Origin of the sequence: Streptomyces sp. NPDC050703 (assembly GCF_040654435.1) — a bacterium.
Taxonomy (GTDB): domain Bacteria; phylum Actinomycetota; class Actinomycetes; order Streptomycetales; family Streptomycetaceae; genus Streptomyces.
Genome location: NZ_JBFAHX010000002.1, coordinates 211,177 through 235,205, shown reverse-complemented (window position 1 = coordinate 235,205; position 24,029 = coordinate 211,177). Strand labels below are relative to the sequence as shown.

The window sequence follows — 24,029 nt, the reverse complement described above, 5'->3', positions numbered from 1 at the left end:
ATGTGTGGCATCGCGGGCACGTATCGATGGCCGGACGGGAAGGCGGTGACCGACCGGCTCACCGAGGTCCTGGCCCACCGCGGCCCGGACGGGTCCGGGCGGTACAGCCACTCCACCGGTGACGGCGAGGTGCACCTCGGGCACCGGCGCCTCGCCATCATCGACCTGTCGGAGACCGGCGCCCAGCCGATGGTCTCCGGCGGCCTCGCCCTCACGTACAACGGCGAGCTGTACAACGCGCCCGACCTGCGCGCCGAACTGGCGGCGGGCGGGGTGCGCTTCCGCGGCACCTCCGACACCGAGGTGGTCCTTGAGGCGTGGCGGCGCTGGGGCACGGACTGCCTGCCCCGGCTGCGCGGCATGTTCGCCTTCGCCGTCTTCGACGAGCGGACCGGTGACCTCGTGCTCGCCCGCGACCAGCTCGGCATCAAGCCGCTGTTCCTGCTCCGGCGCGGCGCGGGCCTGATGTTCGCCTCCGAGCTCAAGGCGCTCGCCGCCGTGAACGGGGGTTCCCTCGCGGTGGACGAGGGGGCGATGGTGGCCTCGCTGCTGTACTACTGGGTGCCGGACTCGCGCTGCGCGTTCCGCGAGGCGGAGAAGCTGCCGCCGGGGAGCTGGCTGCGGTGCCGGCCGGACGGCCGGGTGGAGCGCGGCCGGTACTGGAACCTCAGGGACGTCGCCGCCGAGGGCCGGGAGCGGGCCCGCGCCGGTGAACTGCCGGACCTGGCGGCCGTCGTGGAGGAGTCGAACCGGCGGCACCTGCTCTCCGACGTGCCCGTGGCGACCTTCCTCTCCGGCGGTCTCGACTCCAGCTACCTGACCGCGCTCGCGGCCCGCCACCGGCCGGGGATCTCCGCGTACACGATCGGGTTCCGTGCCGAGGACGCCTGGTTCGAGGCGATGCCGGACGACCTGCGCTACGCCCGGCAGGTGGCCGAGCGGTTCGGCGTCGACCTGCACGAGATCGAGATCGCGCCGAACGTGCTCGACCTGCTGCCCAAGATGACGTACCACCTGGACGAGCCGATCGGCGACCCCGCCGCGATCAACACGTTCCTGATCTGCTCGGCCGCCCGGGAGGCCGGGGTCAAGGTGATGCTCTCGGGGATGGGGGCCGACGAGCTGTTCGCCGGGTACCGCAAGCACCTGGCCAACCTGCTGGCGCTGCGCTACCAGCGCGTCCCGCGGCCCCTGCGGCACGGCCTGTCACGGGCCGTGGACCGGCTGCCGGTCGCCTCGTCCCGCCGGGGCTACCGGTCGGTGCGCTTCGCCAAGCGGTTCCTCTCCTTCGCCGACCTGCCGGAGGAGACCGCCTTCCGGCGCAGCTACACCATGTACGACCGGGGGGAGCTGCTGGACCTGGTCGACCCCGACCTGGCGGGGACGGTCGACGACGTGCTGACCGAGCACGCGGACACCTACCGGGACAACGACCTCGACGACTTCGTGAACCGCATGTGCCTGGGCGACTCCCGGATGTTCCTGCCGGGCCTCAACCTCGCCTACACCGACCGCTCCAGCATGGCCGCGTCGACCGAGGTACGGGTGCCGTACGTGGACGTCGAGGTGGTCAAGGCGGCGTTCACCGTGCCCGGCGACCGGAAGATCGTCGGACGGCAGGGCAAGGCCGTCCTGAAGGAGGCGGCCGGTTCGGTCCTGCCGCGGGAGATCGTGTACCGGCCCAAGGGCCTGTTCAGCGCCCCGCTGCGGGCCTGGATGAGCCGGGACCTCGCGCCGCTGGTGCGCGAGGTGGTGAACGACGGCGAGCTGGTGCGCTCCGGGCTGCTGCGCCGCGAGGCGCTGGCCCGGCTCGTCGCCGAGGACGCCGCCGGGCAGCGGGACTTCTCCAAGCACCTCTGGCACGTGCTGACCCTTGAGTACTGGTACCGCGGCGCGACCTCCGGCTCCGGCCGGGGCGAAGCGGCCTGACAGCGTAGAAACAAGAGGAGCTCGGGTGAAACAGGTTGTGCAGAACTACAAGAGCGGCGAACTCGCGCTGCTCGACGTGCCCGTGCCGGGGTGCAAGCAGGGCGGTGTGCTGGTCCGCAGCGCCTACTCGCTGATCTCCACCGGGACCGAGCTCATGAAGGTGTCCGAGGCCGGCATGTCGATGGTGGGCAAGGCCCGCTCCCGGCCCGACCAGGTCGCCAAGGTCATGCAGAGCGTGGCCACCAACGGGGTGCCCGCCACCTACCGCAAGGTGATGGGCAAGCTCGACTCCTACACGCCGCTCGGCTACTCGCTCTGCGGGGTGGTCGAGGAGGTGGGCCCCGGCATCGACGACGTGGCGGTCGGCGACCTCGTGGCGTGCGCCGGCAACGAGCACGCGCTGCACGCCGAGCTGAACTGGGTGCCGAAGAACCTGTACGCCCCGGTGCCCGACGGCCTCGCGCCCCGGCACGCGGCCTTCGGCACCGTCGGGTCGATCGCGATGCAGGGCGTCCGCCGCGGTGAGCCGCAGCTCGGCGACGTGGCGCTGGTCATCGGACTCGGGCTCATCGGGCAGCTGGTGGTGCAGCTCCTCGCGGCCGCGGGCGTCCGCGTCGTCGGCGCCGACCCCGACCCTGCGCGCTGCGATCTTGCCGGGCGGCTCGGCGCCGCGGCCTGCGGCGACCCCGGGTCCGCGGCCGTGGAGAGCGCCGTCGCCGAACTCACCGGCGGCCACGGCGTCGACCAGGTGTACCTGGCCGCCGGCGGCGGCAGCAACCAGCCCGTCGAGCTGGCCGCCCGGCTGAGCAGGGACCGCGGCCGGGTCGTCGACATCGGCAAGTGCAGCCTGGACCTGCCCTGGAACGCGTACTACGAGAAGGAGCTGGACGTACGGTTCTCCCGCAGTTACGGCCCCGGGCGCTACGACCCGGAGTACGAGCTTCAGGGGCGGGACTACCCGATCGGGTACGTGCGCTGGACCGAGCGCCGCAATCTGGCGTGCTTCCTCGACCTCGTCGCCCGCGGCAGCGTCGACGTGGAGCCCCTGATCTCGCACATCGCCGGCTTCGACGACGCCGTCGACACCTACCGGCGCCTTCAGGACGGCGAGCTGAAGGCCGTGGCCGTGCTGTTCCGCTACCCCGAGCACGCGGCGGAGGAGCGGGCGCAGGCCCCGGCGGTGGCCGTGCCCGCGGTGCGCCGCGAGGGCGGGACCGCCGCCCCGGCGCGGGCCGCGAGGGGGCCGGTCCGGGTCGCGTTCGTCGGCGCGGGGAACTACGCGACGTCGATGCTGCTGCCGCACCTGGCGGAGCGCGACGGCGTCGAGCTGTCCACGGTCGTCACCACGACGGCGCTGTCCGCCGCCAACGCCCGGCGGAAGTTCGGCTTCGCCCGGGCGACCACCGATCTCGACGCCGTGCTCGGCGACAAGTCCGTCGACGCGGTGTTCGTGGTCACCCGGCACAGCTCGCACGCCGAGCTGACCCGCAAGGCGCTGCTCGCCGGCAAGGCCGTGTTCGTGGAGAAGCCGCTGGCGCTCACCGAGGACGAGCTGTCCGGTGTGCTCGCGGCGGTCGAGGAGTCCGGCAACGACCGGTTGCAGGTGGGCTTCAACCGCAGGTTCGCGCCGCTGCTTCGGGAGGCGAGGACGCGGTTCGGCGCCCGGACCGGTCCAGCGAGCGTCCGCTACCTGGTCAACGCGGGACGGCTGGCACACGGCAGCTGGTACCTCAGGCAGGGCACCGAGGGCTCGCGGTTCGCCGGTGAGGGCGGGCACTTCATCGACACGGTGAGCTGGCTGCTCGCCGCCGACCCGGTGTCGGTGTACGCGACCGCCACGCCCGGCAACGAGGACCTGCAGATCCTGCTGCGCTACCCGGACGGGTCCACGGCCGCCCTCAGCTACGTCACCACCGGCCCCGCCGGGTTCCCCAAGGAGACGCTGGACATGGTCGCGGACGGCCACGCCCTGCGGCTCGACGACTTCGTCCGCGCCTCGGTGTACGACGGCGGGCGCAGGCGGTGGGTCAGCTCACGGCTGCCGAAGGCCCGGGACAAGGGGCAGTCCGCCGAACTGGCGTCGTTCGTCAAGGCCGTGCGGACCGGCGGGCCGATGCCGGTGCCGCTGGAGTCCCTCGTCGCGACCACGGCGGCCACCCTCGCCGTGCGGACCGCCCTGGCCGGCGGGGCGCCGGTGACCTTGGCGGGGCCGCGATGAGCATGAGCGCGGGCTGGTACCTGCGGCGGCTCGCCCGGATGGGGCCGCGGGAGGTCGGCGGCCGGGTGGGCGACACGGTGCGCAGGCGCCGCTGGCGGTCGGCGCGGCCGGTCTGCCCGCGGGTGACCGGCGCCCGGTTCACCGCGGTCCTGCCCGGAGGGGCGCTCGCCTCGGTGCCGCCGGACGCGGTGAAGCGCCTGGTGGCCGAGGCGGACCGGCTGATGGCCGGGCACGCCGAGTTCTTCGGGGTCCGCCGCGACGACCTGGCCGACCCGGACTGGTGGTACGACCCGAAGACCGGGCGCAGGGCCCCCTGGGGTTACGCCTTCGACGTGCCGTACCGGAACGAGGAGGCGGTCGGCGACATCAAGCAGATCTGGGAGCCGTCCCGGCACCAGTACCTCACCGTGCTCGCCGCCGCCTACGCGGTGACCGGGCACGAGCGGTACGCCGAGCGGGTGGCCGTGCATCTGCGGTCGTGGTGGGCGGCCAACCCGCCGCTGCGGGGCGTGCACTGGATCAGCGGCATCGAGCTGGGGATACGGCTGATCTCCTGGGTGTGGGTCCGCCGGCTGCTCGACGGCTGGTCCGGCGCGGCCGGTCTCTTCGAGGACAACCCGGTGGCTCACCGGCAGATCTGGCACCACCAGCGCTGGCTCGCGGCCTTCCCGAGCCGGGGTTCCTCGGCGAACAACCACGTCGTCGCGGAGGCCGCCGGGCAGGCCGCCGCGGCCTGCGCGTTCGGGTGGTTCCCCGCCTCGGAGCGCTGGCGTGACGACGCGCTGCGGTCCCTCGAACGGCAGTTGCGGAGCAACACCTTCGGCTCCGGCCTCAACCGCGAGCTGGCCACCGAGTACCACGGGCTCGTCCTGGAGCTGGGCCTGGCCGCGGTCGCCGAGGCGGACGCCGCCGGGGTGCCGGTCCCCGGGGCCGTGCGGCTCGTGCTGCTCCGCATGACGGACGCGCTCGCGGCCGTCGTGGACAACCGGTTGCGGCCGCCGCGCCAGGGGGACGCCGACGACGGGCACGGGCTGGTCGTGGACGGCGCGGGCACCGACCGGTGGGGCTCGCTGCTCGCCACCGGGGACGCCGTGTTCGGGCGGCTCGACTGGTGGCCCGCGGTGCCCGGCACCGATGTGCGCACCCCGCTCCTGGCCGCGCTCGTCCGGCCGTACCCGGAGAAGGGGAGCACGCGGGCCGTGGCGCGCCCGGCGCGCAGGCCGGTGCACTTCCCCGACGCGGGCATGTCCGTCCTGCGCGCTCCCGGGGAGATCTGGTGCCGCTGCGACGGGGGCCCGCACGGGTTCCTCTCCATCGCCGCGCACGCGCACGCCGACGCGCTGTCCGTGGAGGTCCGGCACGACGGGGTCGACGTGCTCGCCGACCCGGGGACGTTCTGCTACCACGGGCAGCCCCAGTGGCGGCAGTACTTCCGCTCGACCCTCGGCCACAACACCCTGCAACTGGACGGCACCGACCAGTCCGTGTCCGGCGGCCCCTTCCTGTGGACCCGGCACGCCCGCAGCCGTGTCCTGGTCGCGGACACCTCCGACCCGAAGGTGTCCCGCTGGTGCGCCGAACACGACGGCTACCAGGGCGCCGTGCACCGCCGCCGGGTGGAACTGGACGCGGTGAGCCGGGAGTTGCGCGTGGTCGACGAGGTCCGTGGTCCGCGCAGGCCCGCGCGCCTGGCGTTCCACCTCGGCCCCGCGGTCACCGCGGACCTGGTGGGCAGCCGGGCGGTGCTGAGCTGGACCCGGGACGGCGAGGACCGCTCGGCGGTGCTCGAACTGCCCGGGGAGCTGACCTGGCGGGCGCACCGCGGTGAGACCGATCCGCCGCTGGGCTGGTACTCCCCCGGCTTCGGGCGCAAGGAACCCGCCACGACGCTGGTCGGCACGGGCTTCGCCGACGGCGTGACGGGGTTCACCACCGTACTCGGGTTCCGCGGCTAGGAGAGGGGGAGGCGTGGGGATCACGTGGCGGCGCCTGACCGCGCCGGCGGCACCGCTGGCGCTCGTCCTGCTGGTGGCGAGCGGCTGCACGGGCGCGTCGGACGGCCCGGCGGCGGAGCCGACCGGCGGGCCCGCCGCGTCCGGAGCGCGCTCCACGGCGGTGGCCCGGGTGTGCGCGAAGCCGCCGGCCGGCCCCGCGAAGGCGCCGAAGGGCGCGGTGACGGTCGACCCCGCGGTCGTCGGCGACCTGGCCGAGAAGACCAGGAGCCATCCCCCGAACACCACGTTCTGGCTCCGGCCCGGCAAGCACAGGCTCGCGCCGGAACGCTACGCCCAGGTCATGACCAAGAAGGGCAACCGCTACATCGGCGCTCCGGGCGCGGTGCTCGACGGCCGGAAGAAGAACCAGTACGCGTTCAGCGGCACCGCCCCCGGCGTCACCATCCGCCATCTGACCGTGCAGCGCTTCGTCGCGCCGCAGAACGAGGGAGTGGTCAACCACGACATGGCCGACAGGTGGGTGATCGAGCACGCCACGATCCAGAACAACTCCGGTGCCGGGCTGATGGCCGGGGCCCGCCAGGAGGTGCGCGCGAGCTGCCTGCGCGAGAACGGCCAGTACGGGATGAACGCGTACAAGACCGGTGACTCCATCAAGGGCCTGGTCGTCGAGGACAACGAGATCGTGGGCAACAACACCGACGACTGGGAGCGGCGGCAGCAGGGCTGCGGCTGCACGGGGGGCGTGAAGTTCTGGGCCGTCGACGGTGCCGAGGTCCGCGGCAACTGGGTGCACGACAACCGCGGGGCCGGACTGTGGGCGGACAACAACAACAACGACTTCCGCATCGAGGACAACGTCCTCGAAAGCAACGACGGCGCCGCGCTGATGTACGAGACCAGCTACAACGCGGTCATCCGGAACAACACGATCCGGCGGAACAACTGGGTCGAGGGGCGCAAGTACGCCGAGCGCGGCGACGACTTCCCGTACGCGACGGTCTACATCTCCGAGGCGGGCGGCGAGCCACGGGTCCGGGCCCGCACGGACAAGATCGAGATCTACCGGAACCTGCTGGAGGACAACTGGTCCGGGATCACCCTGTGGGAGAACGCCGACCGGTTCTGCAACAGCCCGGCCAACACCTCCACCGGCTACTGCACCCTGCTGGTGAAGGACACCGACCGCTGCGCACGGCCGGGGATCACCGAGGCGCCCCTCTACTCCGACTGCCGGTGGAAGACGCAGCGGGTGGACATCCACGACAACCGCTTCACCCTGGACACCTCCGTCATCAAGTGCTCGGTGGAGTGCGGCCGCATGGCGGTGCTCGCCAACTACGGCACCTACCCGAAGTGGTCGCCGTACAAGGGCAAGCGGGTGGCCGAGGCGATCACCCACAAGCAGCGCAACCGCTGGTACGACAACGTCTACCGCGGGCCGTGGAGCTTCGTCGCCGTCGACACCAGCCGGAAGCTCGACTCCGGGCAGTGGCAGGACGCGCCGTACCGGCAGGACAAGGGCAGCACCTTCGACCCCCGGGCCGGTGGTCGGGATGGGTGAGGCCCCGGTGCGCCGCACGCCCAGGGCCGTCGGGGCCGCCTGGGCGCTGCTCGGCCTCAACACCCTCGGCTCCGCCGGGGCGAAGACCATCGTCACCATCCCCCGCTCCCTGATCCAGATGGTCACCATGGGCGCGCTCGTCGCCGCGTTCGCCCTGGCGCTCGCGCTCAACCTCCGGCTGCGCGTCCGGCCCAGCGCCTTCGTGTTCCTGCTGACCCTGCTGCTGGTGCCGAGCGTGATCTCCAGCGCGAACCTGGAGGTCGGGTTCGGCGCGCTGTTCCGCTGCGCGCGCCTCGCCCTGTTCGTCGCCACGCTGTGGCTGCTCAGCCGCTGGTGGGACGGGAGCCTGACGTTCGTCAGGCACCACATCCGGATGTACTTCGCGGTGCTCGGCTCGGTGGCCGTCGGCCTGGTGATCTCGCCGGGCACCGCCATGCCCGAGTACTACGGAGGGCGCCTCGTCGGCGCGCTGTGGCCGCTCACGCCGCCGCAGATCGGCCAGTACGCCGCCGTCATCATCGGGCTCACCGTGCTGCTCGTGCTCGGCCGCCGCACCGACAAGGCGAGCGCGGCGGCCATCATCGTGCCCTCGGCCGTCCTGCTCGCGCTGACCCACACCCGTACGGCCACGCTCGGGCTGCTCATCGGGCTGACCCTGGCGATCGGCTCGCTCGTCCTGACCAGCGCCGCGGCCCGCCGGTTCTTCACCTGGACGGTGCTGTGCGCCGTGGTGGCCGCGGCGGCGTTCAGCTCCGCGCTGCAGGCGTGGTACCTGCGCGGGCAGAGCCAGGAGAACCTCTCCAACCTCACGGGACGCGCCAAGGTCTGGGACGCCCTGCTCGCGGAGCCGAGGACGACGGCGGAGAAGCTGTTCGGGATGGGGCTCGGCGACAAGTCGTTCGGCGGGCTGCCGATCGACAACAGCTGGCTGGCCGTCTACCAGGAGCAGGGTCTGGTCGGCACCGCCATCGTGGCGGCGTTCGTCGTCGTGCTGGCGGGCGTCGCGCTGCTGCGTCCGCCGTCGCTGCGGCGGGCCTGCGCGATCTTCCTGATCAGCTACTGCGGGATCTCCTCGTACACCGAGGCCGGGCTCGGCGACGCGTCGCCGTACCTGCTGCACCTGGCCCTGGCCGCCACGCTGCTCGCGGCACCCGCCGGGACCACGGCCGCGCCGGCCCCGCCGGCCCCTCGACGACGTGTCCCGAGCTGGGCCCGGGACCGGAAGGTGAACTGACCATGCACGTCCTCGTGGTGCACAACCGCTACTCCTCGGCACAGCCGAGCGGGGAGAACCGGGTCGTCGACGAAGAGGTGGCCCTGCTGCGCGCGGCAGGCCACCGGGCCGAGGTGTTCGAGCGGCGCAGCGACGACATCGCCGCGCGGTCCCTGCTCTCCAAGGCCGCGGTGCCGCTCCTCGTGCCCTGGAACCCGGCGGTCCGCAAGGAACTCACCGCCCGGCTCCGCGCCGAGCGGCCCGACGTGGTGCACGTCCACAACGTCTTCCCGCTCCTGTCGCCCGCGGTCCTCGCGGCCTGCGCCGACGCCGGTGTGCCCGTGGTCGCCACGCTGCACAACTACACCCAGGTGTGCCCGCCGGGCACCCTGCACCGGGACGGGAGCCGCTGCACCGAGTGCGTCGGGTCGAAGGCGTCGCTGCCCGCCGTGCGGCACGGCTGCTACCGCAACTCCCGGCTCGCGACGGTGCCGCTCGCGGTCAGCCTGTCGGTCAACCGGCGGCGCTGGTGGTCCGGCGTGGAGCGGTTCTTCTGCATCTCGGCGGCCCAGCGCGACGTCCTGGTCAGGTCGGGCATGCCGGCCGAGCGGCTGATGGTGAAGCACAACTTCGTGCCCGACCCGGGCGCCCGCCGCACGGGCCCCGGTGAGCACCTGCTGTTCCTCGGCAGGCTCGCGGAGGCGAAGGGCGTGCGGCTGCTCATGGCCGCGTGGGACGAGATCGCCGCGGAGGGGGGCGTGGGCGTACCGCTCGCGATCGTCGGCGCGGGGCCGCTGGAGCGGGAGGTGACCGCCTGGGCCGCGGGCCGGGACGACGTGCGCCACCTCGGCCTGTACGACCCGGACCAGTGCCGGCGGGCCGTCGCGCGGTCGGTCGCCATGGTGGCCCCGTCGGTGGCGATGGAGACGTTCGGCCTGGTGGTGGCGGAGGCGATGGCGGCCGGGGTGCCGTCCGTCGCCGCCGGTCACGGCGCCTTCGTCGAGCTCGTCGAGGACGGCGTGAGCGGGCTGCTGCACCGGCCGGGCGACCGTGCCTCGCTGGTGTCCCGGATACGCGCGATCACGGGCGACCCGGTCCGCAACCAGGAGATGGGCCAGGCGGCCCGGCACCGTTACGAGCAGGGCTTCAGCCCGGCCGTCGGTCTCGAACGCCTGGTGGAGGGATACCGCACCGCGATCGCGGGTCGGTCAGCACTGGCTCGCGGCGGCGACACGCGCGCGAGCAGGGGGGATGGGGACAGTAGATGACTGAATGCCGACTCTGCGGCTCGCACGCGACGGCGAGCGTCGTGGACCTCGGGGCGACGCCCCCGTGCGAGAGCTTTCTCGCCGCGGACCAGCTGGACGAGCCGGAGCCCACGTACCCGCTGCACCTGCGGGTCTGCACCGACTGCTGGCTGGCGCAGATCCCGCCGCTGATCACGCCGGAGGAGACGTTCGAGGAGTACGCGTACTTCTCCTCGTTCTCGACCTCCTGGGTGGAGCACGCGCGCGCGTTCGTCGACGACGCCGTGCGGCGGGTGGGGCTCGGCCCCGACTCCTTCGTGGCCGAGGTCGCGAGCAACGACGGGTACCTGCTCAGGCACGTGGTGGACCGGGGCATCCGCTGCCTCGGCATCGAGCCGTCGGTGAACGTCGGCGCCGCGGCGCGGGACGCCGGGGTGCCCACGCTCACGGAGTTCCTGAGCCCGGGGACCGGCTCGGCCGTCCGCGCCGAGCACGGCCCCGCGGACCTGGTCGTGGCGAACAACGTGTACGCGCACATCCCCGACGTGGTCGGGTTCACCCGGGGGCTGCGCGCCCTGGTCGCCGACGACGGCTGGGTCTCCATCGAGGTGCAGCACCTGCTGACCCTGATCGAGCGGAACCAGTACGACACGATCTACCACGAGCACTTCCAGTACTACACGGTCGCGTCCGCGATCCGGGCGCTCGCCAGCGGCGGACTCGCCCTCGTGGACGTGGAGCTGCTGCCCACGCACGGCGGCTCCATCCGGCTGTGGGCGCGGCCGGCCGAGGTGGCGGGCGAACCGTCCCGGCAGGTGGCCGACGTACTCGACCGGGAGAAGGCCGCCGGGCTCCAGGAGCTGTCCGGCTACACCGAGTTCTCCGCGCGGGTGGCCAAGGTGCGCAGGGACCTGTTGACGTTCCTCGTCCAGGCCGCCGAGCGCGGCGAGACGGTCGTCGGCTACGGCGCCCCCGGCAAGGGCAACACCCTGCTCAACCACTGCGGCATCCGGCCCGACCTGCTCGCGTACACGGTCGACCGCAACCCCTACAAGCACGGCAGGTTCACCCCGGGCACCCGTATCCCGATCCTGCCGCCCGAGCGGATAGCCGCGGACAAGCCGGACTACGTCCTGGTCCTGCCGTGGAACCTGCGGGCCGAACTGGCCGAGCAGCTCGCGTACGTGCACGAGTGGGGCGGCCGCCTCGTCTTTCCCATCCCGGAACTCGACGTCGTCGAGGGCGCGTCTTCGGAAGAGGTCACAGCATGAAGGTCGTTCTGTTCTGCGGCGGCTACGGGATGCGGATGCGCAACGGGGCCTCCGACGACGTGCCCAAGCCCATGGCGATGGTCGGCCCGCGCCCGCTGATCTGGCACGTCATGCGCTACTACGCGCACTTCGGGCACAAGGAGTTCATCCTCTGCCTCGGCTACGGCGCCCACCACATCAAGGAGTTCTTCCTCACCTACGAGGAGACGACCTCCAACGACTTCGTGCTGCGCGGCGGGAAGACCGAACTCCTCTCCACCGACATAGCCGACTGGACCATCACCTTCGCGCAGACCGGCATCGAGTCGCCGATCGGCGAGCGGCTGCGCCGGGTGCGCCACCACCTGGACGGCGACGAGATGTTCCTCGCCAACTACGCCGACGTGCTCACCGACGCCCCGCTGCCGGAGATGATCGACAAGTTCTCCCGGCGCGACGCCGGGGCGTCGATGATGGTCGTGCCGCCGCAGTCGTCGTTCCACTGCGTGGAGCTCGGCGACGACGGCCTGGTGGGCGGCATCACCGCGGTGAGCGAGCTGCCGCTGTGGGAGAACGGCGGCTACTTCGTGCTCCGCCAGGAGGTCTTCGACCACATCCCGGAGAACGGGGACCTGGTCGCCGACGGCTGCGCCCAACTGGCCAAGAGCGGGCGCCTGGTGGCCCATCAGCACCGCGGCTTCTGGAAGCCGACCGACACCGTGAAGGAGCGGGCGGCGCTCGACGATGCCTACTCGCGGGGCGACCGCCCCTGGGCCGTGTGGGAGCGGGACGCCGCCGGGGTGGGCGCGTGATCCGGCTCGGGACCCGGCCCCTGGAGCGGATCGTCGCGGTGGGCGCGCACTGCGACGACATCGCCATCGGCGCGGGCGGCACCCTGCTCGCCCTGTGCGCGGCACGGCCGGGCCTGCGCGTCGACGCGCTGGTGCTCACCGGCGGCGGCAGCGAGCGGGAGCAGGAGGAGCAGGCCGCGCTCGCCGCCTTCTGCCCCGGCGCCGACCTGCGGCTCACCGTGCTGAAGCTGACGGACGGCCGGCTGCCCGCGCAGTGGGAGGAGGCCAAGGCCGCGGTCGAGGAGCTGCGCGCGCGGAGCGATCCCGACCTCGTGCTCGCCCCGCGCACCGACGACGCGCACCAGGACCACCGCGGCCTGGCGAAGCTCATGACCACCGCGTTCCGCGACCACCTCGTACTCGGCTACGAGATCGTCAAGTGGGACGGCGACCTCGGCCGCATGGCCGCGTACCAGCCGCTGTCGCCGCGGACCGCCGAGGAGAAGGTGCGGCTCCTCCAGGAGCACTACCCCTCGCAGCGGCACCGGCCCTGGTACGACCGTGAGGCCTTCCTCGGCCTCGCCCGCATCCGCGGCATCGAATGCCACGCGCGTTACGCCGAGGCGTTCGCCGTCACCAAACTCACTCTCGACCTGGGGGAATGAACCTTGCGCGTACTGCTCACCGGACACCAGGGCTATCTGGGCACCGTGATGGCCCCGGTCCTCGCGGCCGCCGGACACGAGGTCGTCGGTCTCGACGCCGGCCTCTTCGCCGACTGCGTCCTCGGCCCCTCCCCAAGCTCTTCGAGCAGGGGATACCCCATGCCCGAGGACCCGCCGGGCCACCGGGTCGACCTGCGCGACGTCACGGCCGAGCACGTGGCCGGCGTGGACGCCGTGATCCACCTGGCCGCGCTCTCCAACGACCCGCTGGGTTCGCTGGCGCCGGAACTCACCTACGACATCAACCACCACGCGTCCGTACGCCTCGCCCGGCTGGCCCGCGACGCGGGGGTGCGGCGCTTCCTGTACGCGTCCACCTGCTCGGTGTACGGCGCCGCCGGCGGCGGCGACCTGGTGGGCGAGGACGCCCCGCTGCGCCCGGTCACGCCGTACGCGGAGTCCAAGGTGCGGGTGGAGGACGACCTGCGCGCGCTGGCCGACGGCGACTTCAGCCCGGTGTACATGCGCAACGCGACCGCCTTCGGCTACTCGCCCCGGCTGCGCGCCGACATCGTCCTGAACAACCTGGTGGGCCACGCCCTCCTGTCCGGCGAGGTGCTCGTGATGTCCGACGGCACGCCCTGGCGCCCGCTGGTGCACGCCGCCGACATCGCGCGCGCCTTCACCGCGGCCCTCGACGCGCCGCGGGACGCGGTGCACGACCGGGCGTTCAACATCGGCAGCGAGGCCAACAACGTCACGGTCGCCGAGATCGCCGGGCAGGTCGCCGAGGCGGTCTCCGGCTCCAAGGTGGTGATCACCGGGGAGACGGGAGCCGACCCGCGGTCCTACCGGGTGGACTTCTCCCGGTTCCGCGCCGCGATCGAGGGCTTCGACTGCGAGTGGACGGTGAAGCGGGGCGCGCTCGAACTCGCCGACGCCTACCGGAAATACGGGCTGACCAGAGAGGACTTCGAGCAGCGCTTCACCCGCCTCGCCGTGCTGCGCGCGGCGTCGGAGGCGGGCACCGTCGACGCGACCCTGCGGTGGCGCCGGTGACCACGACGGGCGAGCGGATGCACGCGCTGGTGGAGCGGCTGTATCCGCTGTGCCGGAGCATCACCGGCGACGGGGTGCGCGCCACCCTGGAGATCGTCGACGAGTACATACCGCTCCAGGTGCACGAGGTGCCGACCGGGACGCGGGTGCTCGACTGGACGGTGCCGCAGGAGTGGAACATCCGGGACGCGTACATCGCCGACGCATCGGGCAACCGCGTCGTCGACTTCGCCGCGTCCAGCCTGCACGTGCTCGGCTACAGCGTGCCGGTGGCGGCGACCATGCCGCTCGCCGAACTCCGCGCGCACCTGCACACCCTGCCCGACCACCCGTCCTGGGTGCCGTACCGCACCAGCTACTACAAGCCGGAGTGGGGGTTCTGCCTGGCCCAGGAGACCCTGGACGCGCTGCCGGACGGCGAGTACGAGGTGCGTGTCGACTCCACCCTCGCCGACGGCCACCTCACCTACGCCGAGCACGTCGTCCCCGGGCAGGTCGCCGACGAGGTGATCATCTCCTGCCACGTCTGCCACCCGTCGCTGGCCAACGACAACCTGGCCGGCGTCGCGGTGGCGGCGTTCCTGGCGCGGGCACTGGCGGAGGGGACGCCGTACTACACCTACCGGTTCATCTTCGCGCCCGGCACCATCGGGGCGATCACCTGGCTGGCCAGGAACAAGGAGCGGGTGGACCAGGTCAAGCACGGCCTGGTGCTGGCCTGCGCGGGTGACCGGGGCCGGCTCACCTACAAGCAGAGCCGGCGCGGCGACGCGGAGATCGACCGGGTGCTGCGGCACGTGCTCCGCACCTCCGGACGCCCGCACGAGATCACCGAGTTCACCCCGTACGGGTACGACGAGCGGCAGTACTGCTCGCCCGGGTTCGACCTCGGCGTGGGCTCGCTCAGCCGGACCCCGTGGGCCGGCTACCCCGAGTACCACACCTCGGCGGACGACCCGGACTTCGTCTCCCCCGAGGCGATGGAGGACACGCTCGCCGTCTGCCGCGAGGCGTTCGCCGTGCTCGACCGGAACCGGCGGTACGTCAACCTCAGCCCGTACGGCGAACCGCAGTTGGGCCGGCGCGGTCTGTACGACGCGCTCGGCGGCCGCAGCGACACCCAGCAGGCCCAGATGGCCATGCTCTGGGTGCTCAGCCTCTCCGACGGCGAGCACGGACTGCTGGAGGTCGCCGAGCGGTCGGGGCTGCCGTTCGACGCCGTCGCCGCCGCGGCCGACGCGCTGCACGACGCCGGGCTGATCAAGGCATGACGCGGATGACCACCGAGGGGGAGAAGACGACGGCACCGGCCACGAACGCCGGGCGCGCGCTGGCCGGCCGGCTGTCCTGGGGGCTCGCGGACCAGGCGGCCTCCAGCCTGTCCAACTTCGCGGTGGGCGTCTACGTGGCCCGGTCGCTCGGGGTGACCGCGTTCGGCGTGTTCAGCCTGGCCTGGGTGACCTACGGCCTGGTGCTCAACGTCTCCCGCGGCCTGGCCACCGACCCCCTCATGGTGCGCTTCAGCGCGGTGCCCGAGGCGTCCTGGCGCGGGGCTGCGGCCCGCGCGTCGGGCACCGCGCTCGGCGTCGGTGCCGCTCTCGGCGCGGTCTCCGTGGTGGCCGGGCTGGGTCTCGGCGGCCGGGCGGGGCTCGCGTTCGCCTGCCTCGGCGTCGTCCTGCCGGGGCTGCTCCTCCAGGACGCGTGGCGGTTCGCGTTCTTCGCCGCGGGGGCCGGGCGCAAGGCGTTCGTCAACGACGTCGTGTGGGGCGTCGCGCTCGTCCCCGCCCTGCTGGTCGCGGCCCGCGTCGGCAGCGTGGCCGCCTTCGTGCTCGCCTGGGGCGGGTCCGCCGCGGTGGCCGCGGGGTACGGCTGCCTCCAGTCCGGCATCCGGCCACGGGCGGCCGGGGTGCGCGCGTGGCTGCGCGACCACCGCGACCTCGGCTCCCGCTACCTGATCGAGAACGTCAGCAACAGCGGCGCCGCCCAGCTGCGGGCGTACGGGCTCGGCGCCATCGTCGGGGTCGGCGCGGTGGGGGTGATCCGGGGCGCCGAGCTGCTGCTCGGCCCGTTCATGGCCGTACTGATGGGCCTGTCCCTGGTCACCGTCGCGGAGGCGGCACGGGTGCTGCGGCGCGCCCCGCACCGCCTCGGCAGGTTCTGCCTCCTGCTCGGCGGCGCGCAGGCCGCCGCCGCGCTGCTCTGGGGCGCGGCCCTGCTGCTCGTACCCGACCGGCTCGGCGAGCTGGTACTCGGCGACGTCTGGAGCTCCGCCGCCGAACTCATCGTGCCGGTCACGCTCGGCGTGGCGGGCGCGGGGCTCGGCACCGGCGCGGCGGCCGGGCTCCGCGCGCTCGGCGCGGCCCGGCGCAGCCTGCGCAGCCAGTTGTTCGCCTCCGCCTGCTACGTCGGCGGCGGGCTCGGCGGCGCGGCCGTGGCCGGCACGGTCGGCTCGGCATGGGGCGTGGCGGCGGCGACCGTCTGCGGCTCGGCCGTGTGGTGGCTGCACCTGCGGTCCGCCCTGCGCGAGCGCCCCCACAACCCCGTCAGCGAAGAAAGGACACCATGACCGCCCACCCCCGGCTGAGCATCGGCCTGCCCGTGTACAACGGCGAGGAGTACCTCGCCGAGTCGCTCGACGCCCTGCTCGGGCAGACGTACACGGACTTCGAGCTGGTCATCACCGACAACGCGTCGACCGACGGCACGCAGGACATCTGCCGCGACTACGCCGCGCGCGACCCGCGCATCCGCTACCTCCGGCTGGCCCGGAACATCGGCGCCGCGCCGAACCACAACTACGTGTTCACCCAGTGCCGCGGCGAGCTGTTCAAGTGGGCGTCGCACGACGACCTGTACGCCAGGGACCTGCTGCGGCGCTGCGTCGACGCGCTCGACGAGCGGCCCGAGACCGTCCTCGCCCACGCCGACCAGGCGGTCATCGACGCCGAAGGCAAGGTGAAGGTCCCCTACGAGTACACGCTCGCCACCGACTCGCCGCGCGCGCCCGAGCGCTTCCGCAGCATGCTCTTCGAACCCGGCGGCGACGACTTCTACGGGGTGATGCGCGCCGACGTGCTGCGCCGGGTGAAGCCGCACGACAGCTACCACCACGCGGACCGCACCTTCGTCGCCGAGATCGGCCTGCACGGGCCGTTCCACCAGGTGCCCGAGCTGCTGTACTTCCGCCGCGACCACCCCACGCGCGCCGAGCGCGCGAACCCCTCCAAGCGCTCCCGCTGCGTCAACCTGGACCCGCGCAGGGCGGGCCCGCTGCACCCCACGCCCCGGCTGCTCGCCGAGTACGTCTGGGGCTTCGTGGCGGCGATCCGGCGGGCGCCGCTGTCCGCCGCCGACCGGCGCGCCTGCTACGGCCACCTGGCCGCCTGGATGGCCAGCCGGTCCCGGCCCGGCGCGGGCGAGCGGGTCGAGGACCGCGCCCCGGTCGACCCGGCGCGGCTCACCGTCTCCGTCGACGACCTCGTGGCCGGCCGTGCGGACCGCCGGGGAAGGCAGCCGTGACCGCCGTCCGCGTCGGGGTGTTCGGCCTGCTCGGCTCCGGCAACCTCGGCAACGACGGGTCCCTCGAAGCCCTGCTCGGCCATCTCCGCGCGGCGCACCCGGAGGCGTCCGTCGACGCGCTGTGCGGCGGCCCCGAGGCCGTCACGGCCCGCCACCGGATACCCGCGACGCGGCTGCACTGGTACCGCGGCGAGTACCGCACCGCGTCACGCGCGGGCTCGATCGCCGCCAAGGGCCTCGGCAAGGTCGTCGACGTCTTCCGCACCGCCGCCTGGGTGCGCCGGCACGACGTGGTGATCGTGCCGGGCATGGGCGTCCTCGAAGCCACGCTGCCGCTGCGGCCGTGGGGCTTCCCGTACTCGCTCTTCCTGCTCTGCGCCTCCGGCCGCCTCCTCGGCACCCGGGTGGCGCTCGTCGGCGTGGGCGCCGCCCCGATCGAGGACCGGCCGACCCGGGCCCTGGTGCGCTGGTCGGCGCGGCTCGCCGCCTACCGCTCGTACCGGGACACCCTGTCGCGCGACGCGATGCGGGAGATGGGCGTGGACACCGCGCGGGACGAGGTCCACCCGGACCTCGCGTTCGCCCTGCCGGCCCCGGCGGCGAGCGCTCCCCCGGGCTCCCCCCGCCCGGTCTGCGTCGGCGTCATGGCCTTCCACGGCGGCAACGACGACCGCGCCCGCGCCGAGGAGATCCACGGGCGCTATCTCGAAGGGACGACCCGCTTCGTACGGGCGCTGGTGGCGGACGGCAGGCCGGTCCGGCTGCTCACCGGCGACGAGGCCGACCGGCAGGTGGTCGACGCGATCCTCGACGCGGTGCGGTCACCGCTGGTCACCGCCGCCGACGCGACGTCCCTCGCGGACCTGATGGCGGAGATGGCGGCCGCCGACACCGTGGTGGCGACCCGGTACCACAACCTCGTCGGCGCGCTGAGGGTCGGTACGCCGACGCTCGCCCTCAGCTACGCGGCCAAGAGCGACGCGCTCATGGCGGACATGGGTCTCGGCGCCTACTGCCACCCGGCGCGCGAGGTCGACGCCGACCGCCTCCTCGAACAGTTCCGGTCGCTCCAGGCGCGTTCGGCGGAACTGCGACACACGCTGGCGGAGCGGAACCTGGCCGTCGCGCGGCACCTCGCGGGCCAGTTCACCGCTCTGTCCGCGGCCCTGTTCCCCTCGGCCGGACCCACCCCCGCCGCTGCCATGCGAGAGGTCTCATGAAAGCCACCGAAGTCCCGGCGGTCGCCGGCGCCCACCTGTTCGAACCGACGCCGTACGCCGACGAGCGCGGCTTCTTCTGCCGCACCTTCGACGCCGACGTGCTCCGCTCGGTCGGCCTCGACCCGCACGCCTTCGTCCAGGACAGCGTGTCCCGCTCGGCCCGGGGCGTGCTGCGCGGCATGCACCTGCGCTCCGGAGCGGGCGAGGCCAAGCTGGTGCGGTGCTCGTACGGGAAGATCTTCGACGTCGTCGTGGACCTGCGGCCGGACTCGCCGACGTACCTGGGCCGGGCCTACTACGAACTGTCCGACGAGACCCAGACGACCCTGTACATCCCCGCGGGATGCGCGCACGGCTTCCAGGCGCTGACCGCGACGGCCGACACCTCGTACCGGATCGACCGCCCGCACGATCCCGCCGAGGACGTCACGATCGCCTTCGACGACCCCGAACTGGCCATCCCCTGGCCGCTGCCGGTCACGTCGATGTCCCAGCGGGACCGGGAGGCCCCGAGCCTCGCCGAGGCCCTGAAGCGCGCGGAGAGGTGAACGACGTGCACACCCACGGCACCGGCGGCGAGAGCACCCCGGAGTTCCCGCTGCCCCGGTCGCGGCAGGCGAACGAGCGGCTGCACGCCATGGTCCCCGGCGGCGCGCACACCTACGCCAAGGGCGAGGACCAGTACCCCGAGGACCTGGCCCCGGTCATCAGCCACGGCCGCGGCGCCCACGTGTGGGACGTCGACGGCAACCGCTACCTCGAATACGGCTCCGGCCTGCGGTCGGTCAGCCTCGGCCACGCCCACCCGCGCGTGACGGAGGCGGTACGCCGCGAACTCGACCGCGGCGCCAACTTCGTCCGGCCGTCCATCGTGGAGGCCGACGCGGCGGAACGCTTCCTGGCCACGGTTCCGACCGCCGAGATGGTCAAGTTCGCGAAGAACGGCTCCGACGCCACCACCGCCGCGGTACGCCTGGCCCGCGCCGTCACGGGGCGCCGCCGGGTGGCCCTCTGCGGCGACCACCCGTTCTTCTCCGTGGACGACTGGTTCATCGGCACCACCCCCATGTCCGCGGGCATCCCGGCGGCGACCACCGACCTCACGGTGTCCTTCCCCTACGGCGACCTGGCGGCCACGGAGGAGCTGCTCACCCGGTACCGGGGCGAGATCGCCTGCCTGATCCTCGAACCCGCCACCCAGACCGAGCCGCCGCCCGGCTACCTCGCCGGCCTGCGCGAACTGGCCGACCGGCACGGCTGCGTCCTGGTCTTCGACGAGATGATCACCGGCCTGCGCTGGTCGGAGGCGGGCGCCCAGGGCCTGTACGGCGTCGTCCCCGACCTCTCGACGTTCGGCAAGGCGCTGGGCAACGGCTTCGCCGTCTCCGCCCTCGCCGGGCGCCGCGAGCTGATGGAGCGGGGCGGGCTGCGCCACTCCCACGAGCGGGTGTTCCTGCTGTCCACCACGCACGGCGCGGAGACACACTCCCTGGCCGCCGCGATGGCCGTGCTCGACACCTACGTCGAGGAGGGCATCACCGCCCGACTGCACACCCTGGGCGAGCGGTTGGCGGCCGGGGTCCGCGAGGTCGCGGCCGGCCTGGGCGTGGGCGACCACGTCGTCGTCCGGGGCCGGGCGAGCAACCTGGTCTTCGCCACGCTCGACGAGAACCACCGTCCGTCGCAGCAGTACCGCACGCTGTTCCTGCGCCGCCTCATCGCGGGCGGGGTGCTCGCCCCGTCCTTCGTGGTGAGCAGCGCGCTCACCGAGGCGGACGTCGACCGCACCGTGGACGTGGTGGCGGAGGCGTGCGCGCTGTACCGCAAGGCGCTGGACGCGGCCGACCCCACACCATGGCTGGGCGGCCGGCCGGTGCGGCCGGTGTTCAGGCGGATGGCGTGAGGGGGCGGTGCCGCGGAGGCCGAAGCGGTGCCACCGGCCGCGTGGTGAGGGGCGGTCAGCGGAGCCGCTGCCGCTCCTGACCGTCCCCCACCCGCCCGGGAGGGCGGCCCGCGACGCGGTCGGCGACGCGGTCGACCAGCCACGCGGTCCCCGGTACCACCGCCAGCGCGGTGCACCAGCCGCCGAGGGCGTCGGTCGGGTAGTGGGCGCTCAGGGCGACCTGCGCCCAGCCCATGGCGGCACCGGCGACCAGCGCGGCACCCAGGACGAGTGACACGCCGGCCGCCCTGCCGAGACCGGACCGCCCGGCCATGACCAGCGCCACCACGAGGGCGAGCGCGGTGAGGAAGGCGGTGTGCCCGCTGGGGTAGGACAGGTTGCCCTCGCCGTGGATGGTGCGCGCCACCAGGGGCTTGACGAGCTTCGTCACCCCCACGGACACGCCGACGCCCACGACGACGAGCACCGCCGCGCGGGGCCGCCGCAGCAGCAGGCACCCCGTCACGGCGGCCACGACCAGCACCGCCGCTCCGGCGGGCTCGCCGAGGAAGTCCGTGGCCAGCGCGGCGTACCGCCACGGCGGCCGCACGCTGTCCGCCGTCGGCAGGACGAACCACCGGTCCACCGTGCCGGACCTGCCGTGCCCGGCGTACATGACCCCGAGCACGACGACCACCAGGGCGGCGAGGGCCGAGACCGCCCCGAGCCACGCGCGCAGCACCGGCGGCAGCACCGGGGGTGCCGCCGGCGCTGCCCCCGCCATGCGTACGCGTACTCCGGCCATCCGTATCGGCTCCCCCTCGGCGGCTGCCCATCCGCTCATCGCTTGGGACCGGATGATACGGCGCGGGCCGTGGAGCGCTTCCGGTCACCTCCACACGCGGCGTTCCTCGCCGCGGGGGTCGTCGGCCTGGGTCCAGTCGGCGTCGATGCGCAGGGTGGCCCGGCGCCCGGAGTCGTACGGGTCCCACCCGGGATCGCCCGTCGCGGCGAACCGCACCCAGGTCTCGTGCACGCGCGTCGCGAGACCGGCCGGTGGCCCGTCGGGGCCGAGCAGGGCATGGGCCCCGTGCAGCGCGGGCAGCCGCGTGAGGCCGAAGACGAAGGGCAGCTCCACGGTGTGGGCGGCGCCGAGTTCTCCGCCGAGGGCGGGCGAGCGCCACGCGAACTCGTACCTGAAGGTGCCGCCACGTCGACGGCCGACAGGGACGGCAGCACCGGCATGGGCGTCGGCGAGGGCGTGGCTGCCCGCCCCGAACAGGGCGTCGCCCATGATGGCGGAGCGCAGCTCGCCGTGGGCGGCCCCCGGCCGGGCCCTGCGGTAGGTCTCCACGAGCCGTACCGGATCGGGGTGCGCGCGGGCCGCGAGGGCTTCGACGTCCGCGCGGGTCGAGGTGGCGTAGGCGTCCACGGGGACGAGGTAGAGGTTCCCCTCCTCCGCGTTGGTCCCGACGAGCAGGTCGACGTCGGCGCCGAGGCCCCCGGCGACGGACACGGCGGGCTGGGTGTCGAGGACGAGGCTGAAGGGGCTGAGCCCGAGCAGCGGATCGTGGTGCGTGGCCGTCCGCAGCTCCGTGCCCGCGAGCGCGGAGGCCGCCTCCACCAGGCGGGCGTCCGGCATCCGCGCGAAGGCGTCGACGTGCGGTTCGATGCCCAGGTGGAGGGCGGCCGCCCTGGTGACGCGGGCGGCCTGCTCGGCCGTGAACGCGCCGAGGCCGCTGCCGCTCTGGACGATCGCCCGGCGGAACAGCCCCGCCGCCTCGGGAGCGGCGAGGACGCCCCCGACGACGGTCGCTCCCGCCGACTGCCCGAAGAGGGTGACGCGGTCCGGGTCACCGCCGAAGGCGGCGATGTCGTCCCGCACCCAGCGCAGGGCGGCCACGACGTCGAGCAGCCCGCGGTTGGCGGGCGCTCCGGGTATGTCGAGGAACCCGCTGATGCCGAGGCGGTAGTTGAGGGTGACGAGCACGACACCGCCGCGGGCGAAGGCGGAGCCGTCGTAGAGCGCGGACCGCGTCGACCCCGCGACGAATCCGCCGCCGTGGACGAACACCATGACGGGCAGGCCGCCACCGGCCGCGCCGGCGGGCGCCCGGACGTTCACCGTGAGGTAGTCGGCACCGCGGCTCCAACCGGCGCCGAAGTAGGGGGACATGTCGACGCGGCCGAGGGTGCGCGCGGCCTGCGGGGCGTTGGGCCCCGGCACCGTGGCGTCCCGCACGCCGTCCCAGGGCGCGTGCGGCAGGGGCGGGGCGAACCGGCCGGCGCCGCGGGGCGGGGCGGCGTAGGGAATGTTCAGGAAGGTGTCGACGCCGCCGCGGCGCAGACCGCGGACGGCTCCCCGCGTGGTGGTCACGACGGGGGCGGCGCCTCGACCGCTGTCCGGGCCGAGGTGGGTGCGGTGCTTCACTCGGATGCCTTTCCGTGGGTGTCAGCCCTGTTCGGTGTACGGGGAGAAGGGCGCCCAGCCCTTGACGGCGAACCTGCTGCCGTCGCGCGACACCTGCGCGGCGCCGTGGCCGCCCAGGTGCGCGGGGATGACGAGGGCGTTGTCGTCCGCCGCCCTGCCGAGCACCTCGCGACGGGTGGCGCGCGCCCGCGCGGGGTCCTCGCAGAAGCAGCTGTTGGTGTCCGGTTCGAGGATCTGCACCGGGCTGTGCAGCAGGTCGCCGACGAAGACCGCCCGGTCCGTCCCTGAGGTGAGGGTCAGTACGGACGAACCGGGGGTGTGCCCCGGTGCGGGTTCCAGGCGCAGCCCGGCGTCGATCCGGTGGCCGCCCTCCCACAGCAGCGTCTGGCCCGCGCGGTGCACCGGGAGGACGCTGTCCTCGAACACGTTCTGGTTGCCGCGGCCGAGTACGGTTCCGTGGCCGTTCTGCGGGTTCCAGAAGTCGAAGTCGTCCTTGGGCATCAGGTAGGTGGCGCGGGGAAAGGTGGGGACCCAGGTGCGCCCGTCGAGATACGTGTTCCAGCCGACGTGGTCGACGTGGAGGTGCGTGTTGATCACGATGTCCACGTCCTCGGGGCGGACCCCGGCTCGGGCGAGGCCGCCGAGGAACCCGGTGTCCATCCGGCTCCACACGGGGGCGTACGGGCGCTCCTTGTGGTTACCGACACCGGTGTCGACGAGGATGGTCCTGCCCTCGCTGCGCAGCAGCCAGGTCTGGATCGCGGAGTTGACGATCCGGGTGTCGTCGTCGAGGAAGTCGGGGACCAGCATGGCGCGGTGCTCCTCCCACGCCTCGGCGGAGCCGTCCGGGAAGAAGGTCTCGGGTGTCATGCCGACGGGCCCGAAGTACTCCCGGACGCGGGTGAGGGTGACATCCCCCAGGGTGATGGTGTCCACGGTCGGCCTCTCGTCCGTCTTCGCCTCGGGTGCGGGTACGCGGGTGAACGGCTCGGTGCTCATGCCTCCCATGTCAGCGGCATCGCGGCGGCCGAGCCAGACCGGCCCGTGCCTGTCCCTGGCCGGGTCAGGCTTCCGGTCCGCGGGGCG

At 73.6% G+C, this 24,029-nt stretch carries 19 protein-coding genes; 16 read left to right on the top strand and 3 right to left on the bottom strand.

Features of this window, described 5'->3' with window-relative positions; all coding sequences use genetic code 11:
- Genes asnB through AB0I16_RS02575 form a run of 16 tightly spaced genes read left to right on the top strand, consistent with a single transcriptional unit; the run spans position 1 to position 20,533 of the window.
- Complete coding sequence (asnB, locus tag AB0I16_RS02650; RefSeq protein WP_363247462.1) at positions 1 to 1,929, top strand: asparagine synthase (glutamine-hydrolyzing); 1,929 nt, start codon at positions 1 to 3, stop codon at positions 1,927 to 1,929.
- Positions 1,930 to 1,954: 25 nt separating this feature from the next.
- Entirely contained in the window at positions 1,955 to 4,147 is a 2,193-nt protein-coding gene (locus AB0I16_RS02645; protein ID WP_363247461.1) for a bi-domain-containing oxidoreductase, read from the top strand.
- Positions 4,144 to 6,102, top strand: coding sequence for an alginate lyase family protein (locus tag AB0I16_RS02640; protein WP_363247460.1), 1,959 nt, complete (start codon positions 4,144 to 4,146; stop codon positions 6,100 to 6,102). The genes AB0I16_RS02645 and AB0I16_RS02640 overlap by 4 nt, the downstream gene beginning before the upstream one ends.
- Before the next feature lie 13 nt (positions 6,103 to 6,115).
- Positions 6,116 to 7,666 (top strand): right-handed parallel beta-helix repeat-containing protein, encoded by a 1,551-nt coding sequence (locus tag AB0I16_RS02635; RefSeq protein WP_363247459.1) that lies wholly within the window; start codon positions 6,116 to 6,118, stop codon positions 7,664 to 7,666.
- Positions 7,659 to 8,900, top strand: coding sequence for an O-antigen ligase domain-containing protein (locus AB0I16_RS02630; protein ID WP_363247458.1), 1,242 nt, complete (start codon positions 7,659 to 7,661; stop codon positions 8,898 to 8,900). The genes AB0I16_RS02635 and AB0I16_RS02630 overlap by 8 nt, the downstream gene beginning before the upstream one ends.
- A gap of 2 nt (positions 8,901 to 8,902) precedes the next feature.
- Entirely contained in the window at positions 8,903 to 10,147 is a 1,245-nt protein-coding gene (locus AB0I16_RS02625; RefSeq protein WP_363247457.1) for a glycosyltransferase, read from the top strand.
- Positions 10,144 to 11,397 (top strand): class I SAM-dependent methyltransferase, encoded by a 1,254-nt coding sequence (locus AB0I16_RS02620; protein WP_363247456.1) that lies wholly within the window; start codon positions 10,144 to 10,146, stop codon positions 11,395 to 11,397. The genes AB0I16_RS02625 and AB0I16_RS02620 overlap by 4 nt, the downstream gene beginning before the upstream one ends.
- Complete coding sequence (locus tag AB0I16_RS02615; protein WP_363247455.1) at positions 11,394 to 12,188, top strand: glucose-1-phosphate cytidylyltransferase; 795 nt, start codon at positions 11,394 to 11,396, stop codon at positions 12,186 to 12,188. Before AB0I16_RS02620 ends, AB0I16_RS02615 begins: the two co-directional genes overlap by 4 nt.
- Positions 12,185 to 12,832, top strand: coding sequence for a PIG-L deacetylase family protein (locus AB0I16_RS02610; protein ID WP_363247454.1), 648 nt, complete (start codon positions 12,185 to 12,187; stop codon positions 12,830 to 12,832). The genes AB0I16_RS02615 and AB0I16_RS02610 overlap by 4 nt, the downstream gene beginning before the upstream one ends.
- Positions 12,833 to 12,835: 3 nt before the next feature.
- Positions 12,836 to 13,891: an SDR family oxidoreductase gene (locus tag AB0I16_RS02605; RefSeq protein WP_363247453.1), complete on the top strand. Its 1,056-nt coding sequence runs from the start codon at positions 12,836 to 12,838 to the stop codon at positions 13,889 to 13,891.
- Entirely contained in the window at positions 13,879 to 15,162 is a 1,284-nt protein-coding gene (locus AB0I16_RS02600) for a DUF4910 domain-containing protein (protein WP_363247452.1), read from the top strand. Before AB0I16_RS02605 ends, AB0I16_RS02600 begins: the two co-directional genes overlap by 13 nt.
- A 5-nt stretch (positions 15,163 to 15,167) precedes the next feature.
- Positions 15,168 to 16,457 (top strand): hypothetical protein, encoded by a 1,290-nt coding sequence (locus AB0I16_RS02595; protein WP_363247569.1) that lies wholly within the window; start codon positions 15,168 to 15,170, stop codon positions 16,455 to 16,457.
- On the top strand, positions 16,454 to 17,410 hold the full coding sequence (locus tag AB0I16_RS02590) for a glycosyltransferase family 2 protein (protein ID WP_363247451.1): 957 nt from the start codon (positions 16,454 to 16,456) through the stop codon (positions 17,408 to 17,410). Before AB0I16_RS02595 ends, AB0I16_RS02590 begins: the two co-directional genes overlap by 4 nt.
- A complete protein-coding gene (locus AB0I16_RS02585; RefSeq protein ID WP_363247450.1) occupies positions 17,407 to 18,630 on the top strand; it encodes a polysaccharide pyruvyl transferase family protein in 1,224 nt (407 codons plus the stop codon). The genes AB0I16_RS02590 and AB0I16_RS02585 overlap by 4 nt, the downstream gene beginning before the upstream one ends.
- A complete protein-coding gene (gene rfbC / locus AB0I16_RS02580) occupies positions 18,627 to 19,178 on the top strand; it encodes a dTDP-4-dehydrorhamnose 3,5-epimerase (protein WP_363247449.1) in 552 nt (183 codons plus the stop codon). Before AB0I16_RS02585 ends, rfbC begins: the two co-directional genes overlap by 4 nt.
- A gap of 5 nt (positions 19,179 to 19,183) precedes the next feature.
- Positions 19,184 to 20,533: a glutamate-1-semialdehyde 2,1-aminomutase gene (locus AB0I16_RS02575; protein ID WP_363247448.1), complete on the top strand. Its 1,350-nt coding sequence runs from the start codon at positions 19,184 to 19,186 to the stop codon at positions 20,531 to 20,533.
- 55 nt (positions 20,534 to 20,588) lie between these two features.
- Here the strand turns inward: AB0I16_RS02575 and AB0I16_RS02570 are convergent, their stop codons facing one another.
- From AB0I16_RS02570 to AB0I16_RS02560, 3 genes are all read right to left on the bottom strand, one after another.
- Complete coding sequence (locus AB0I16_RS02570; RefSeq protein ID WP_363247568.1) at positions 20,589 to 21,296, bottom strand: phosphatase PAP2 family protein; 708 nt, start codon at positions 21,294 to 21,296, stop codon at positions 20,589 to 20,591.
- A gap of 105 nt (positions 21,297 to 21,401) precedes the next feature.
- On the bottom strand, positions 21,402 to 22,889 hold the full coding sequence (locus tag AB0I16_RS02565; protein WP_363247447.1) for a carboxylesterase family protein: 1,488 nt from the start codon (positions 22,887 to 22,889) through the stop codon (positions 21,402 to 21,404).
- A gap of 75 nt (positions 22,890 to 22,964) precedes the next feature.
- Complete coding sequence (locus AB0I16_RS02560; RefSeq protein WP_363247567.1) at positions 22,965 to 23,879, bottom strand: MBL fold metallo-hydrolase; 915 nt, start codon at positions 23,877 to 23,879, stop codon at positions 22,965 to 22,967.
- Positions 23,880 to 24,029: the final 150 nt, after the last annotated feature.

Coding starts and splice junctions, on each gene's coding strand:
- asnB (WP_363247462.1), top strand. CDS start 1: ATGTGTGGCATCGCGGGCACGTATCGATGGCCGGACGGGAAGGCGGTG.
- AB0I16_RS02640 (WP_363247460.1), top strand. CDS start 4,144: ATGAGCATGAGCGCGGGCTGGTACCTGCGGCGGCTCGCCCGGATGGGG.
- AB0I16_RS02630 (WP_363247458.1), top strand. CDS start 7,659: ATGGGTGAGGCCCCGGTGCGCCGCACGCCCAGGGCCGTCGGGGCCGCC.
- AB0I16_RS02625 (WP_363247457.1), top strand. CDS start 8,903: ATGCACGTCCTCGTGGTGCACAACCGCTACTCCTCGGCACAGCCGAGC.
- AB0I16_RS02620 (WP_363247456.1), top strand. CDS start 10,144: ATGACTGAATGCCGACTCTGCGGCTCGCACGCGACGGCGAGCGTCGTG.
- AB0I16_RS02615 (WP_363247455.1), top strand. CDS start 11,394: ATGAAGGTCGTTCTGTTCTGCGGCGGCTACGGGATGCGGATGCGCAAC.
- AB0I16_RS02595 (WP_363247569.1), top strand. CDS start 15,168: ATGACCACCGAGGGGGAGAAGACGACGGCACCGGCCACGAACGCCGGG.
- AB0I16_RS02590 (WP_363247451.1), top strand. CDS start 16,454: ATGACCGCCCACCCCCGGCTGAGCATCGGCCTGCCCGTGTACAACGGC.
- rfbC (WP_363247449.1), top strand. CDS start 18,627: ATGAAAGCCACCGAAGTCCCGGCGGTCGCCGGCGCCCACCTGTTCGAA.
- AB0I16_RS02570 (WP_363247568.1), bottom strand. CDS start 21,296: ATGGCGGGGGCAGCGCCGGCGGCACCCCCGGTGCTGCCGCCGGTGCTG.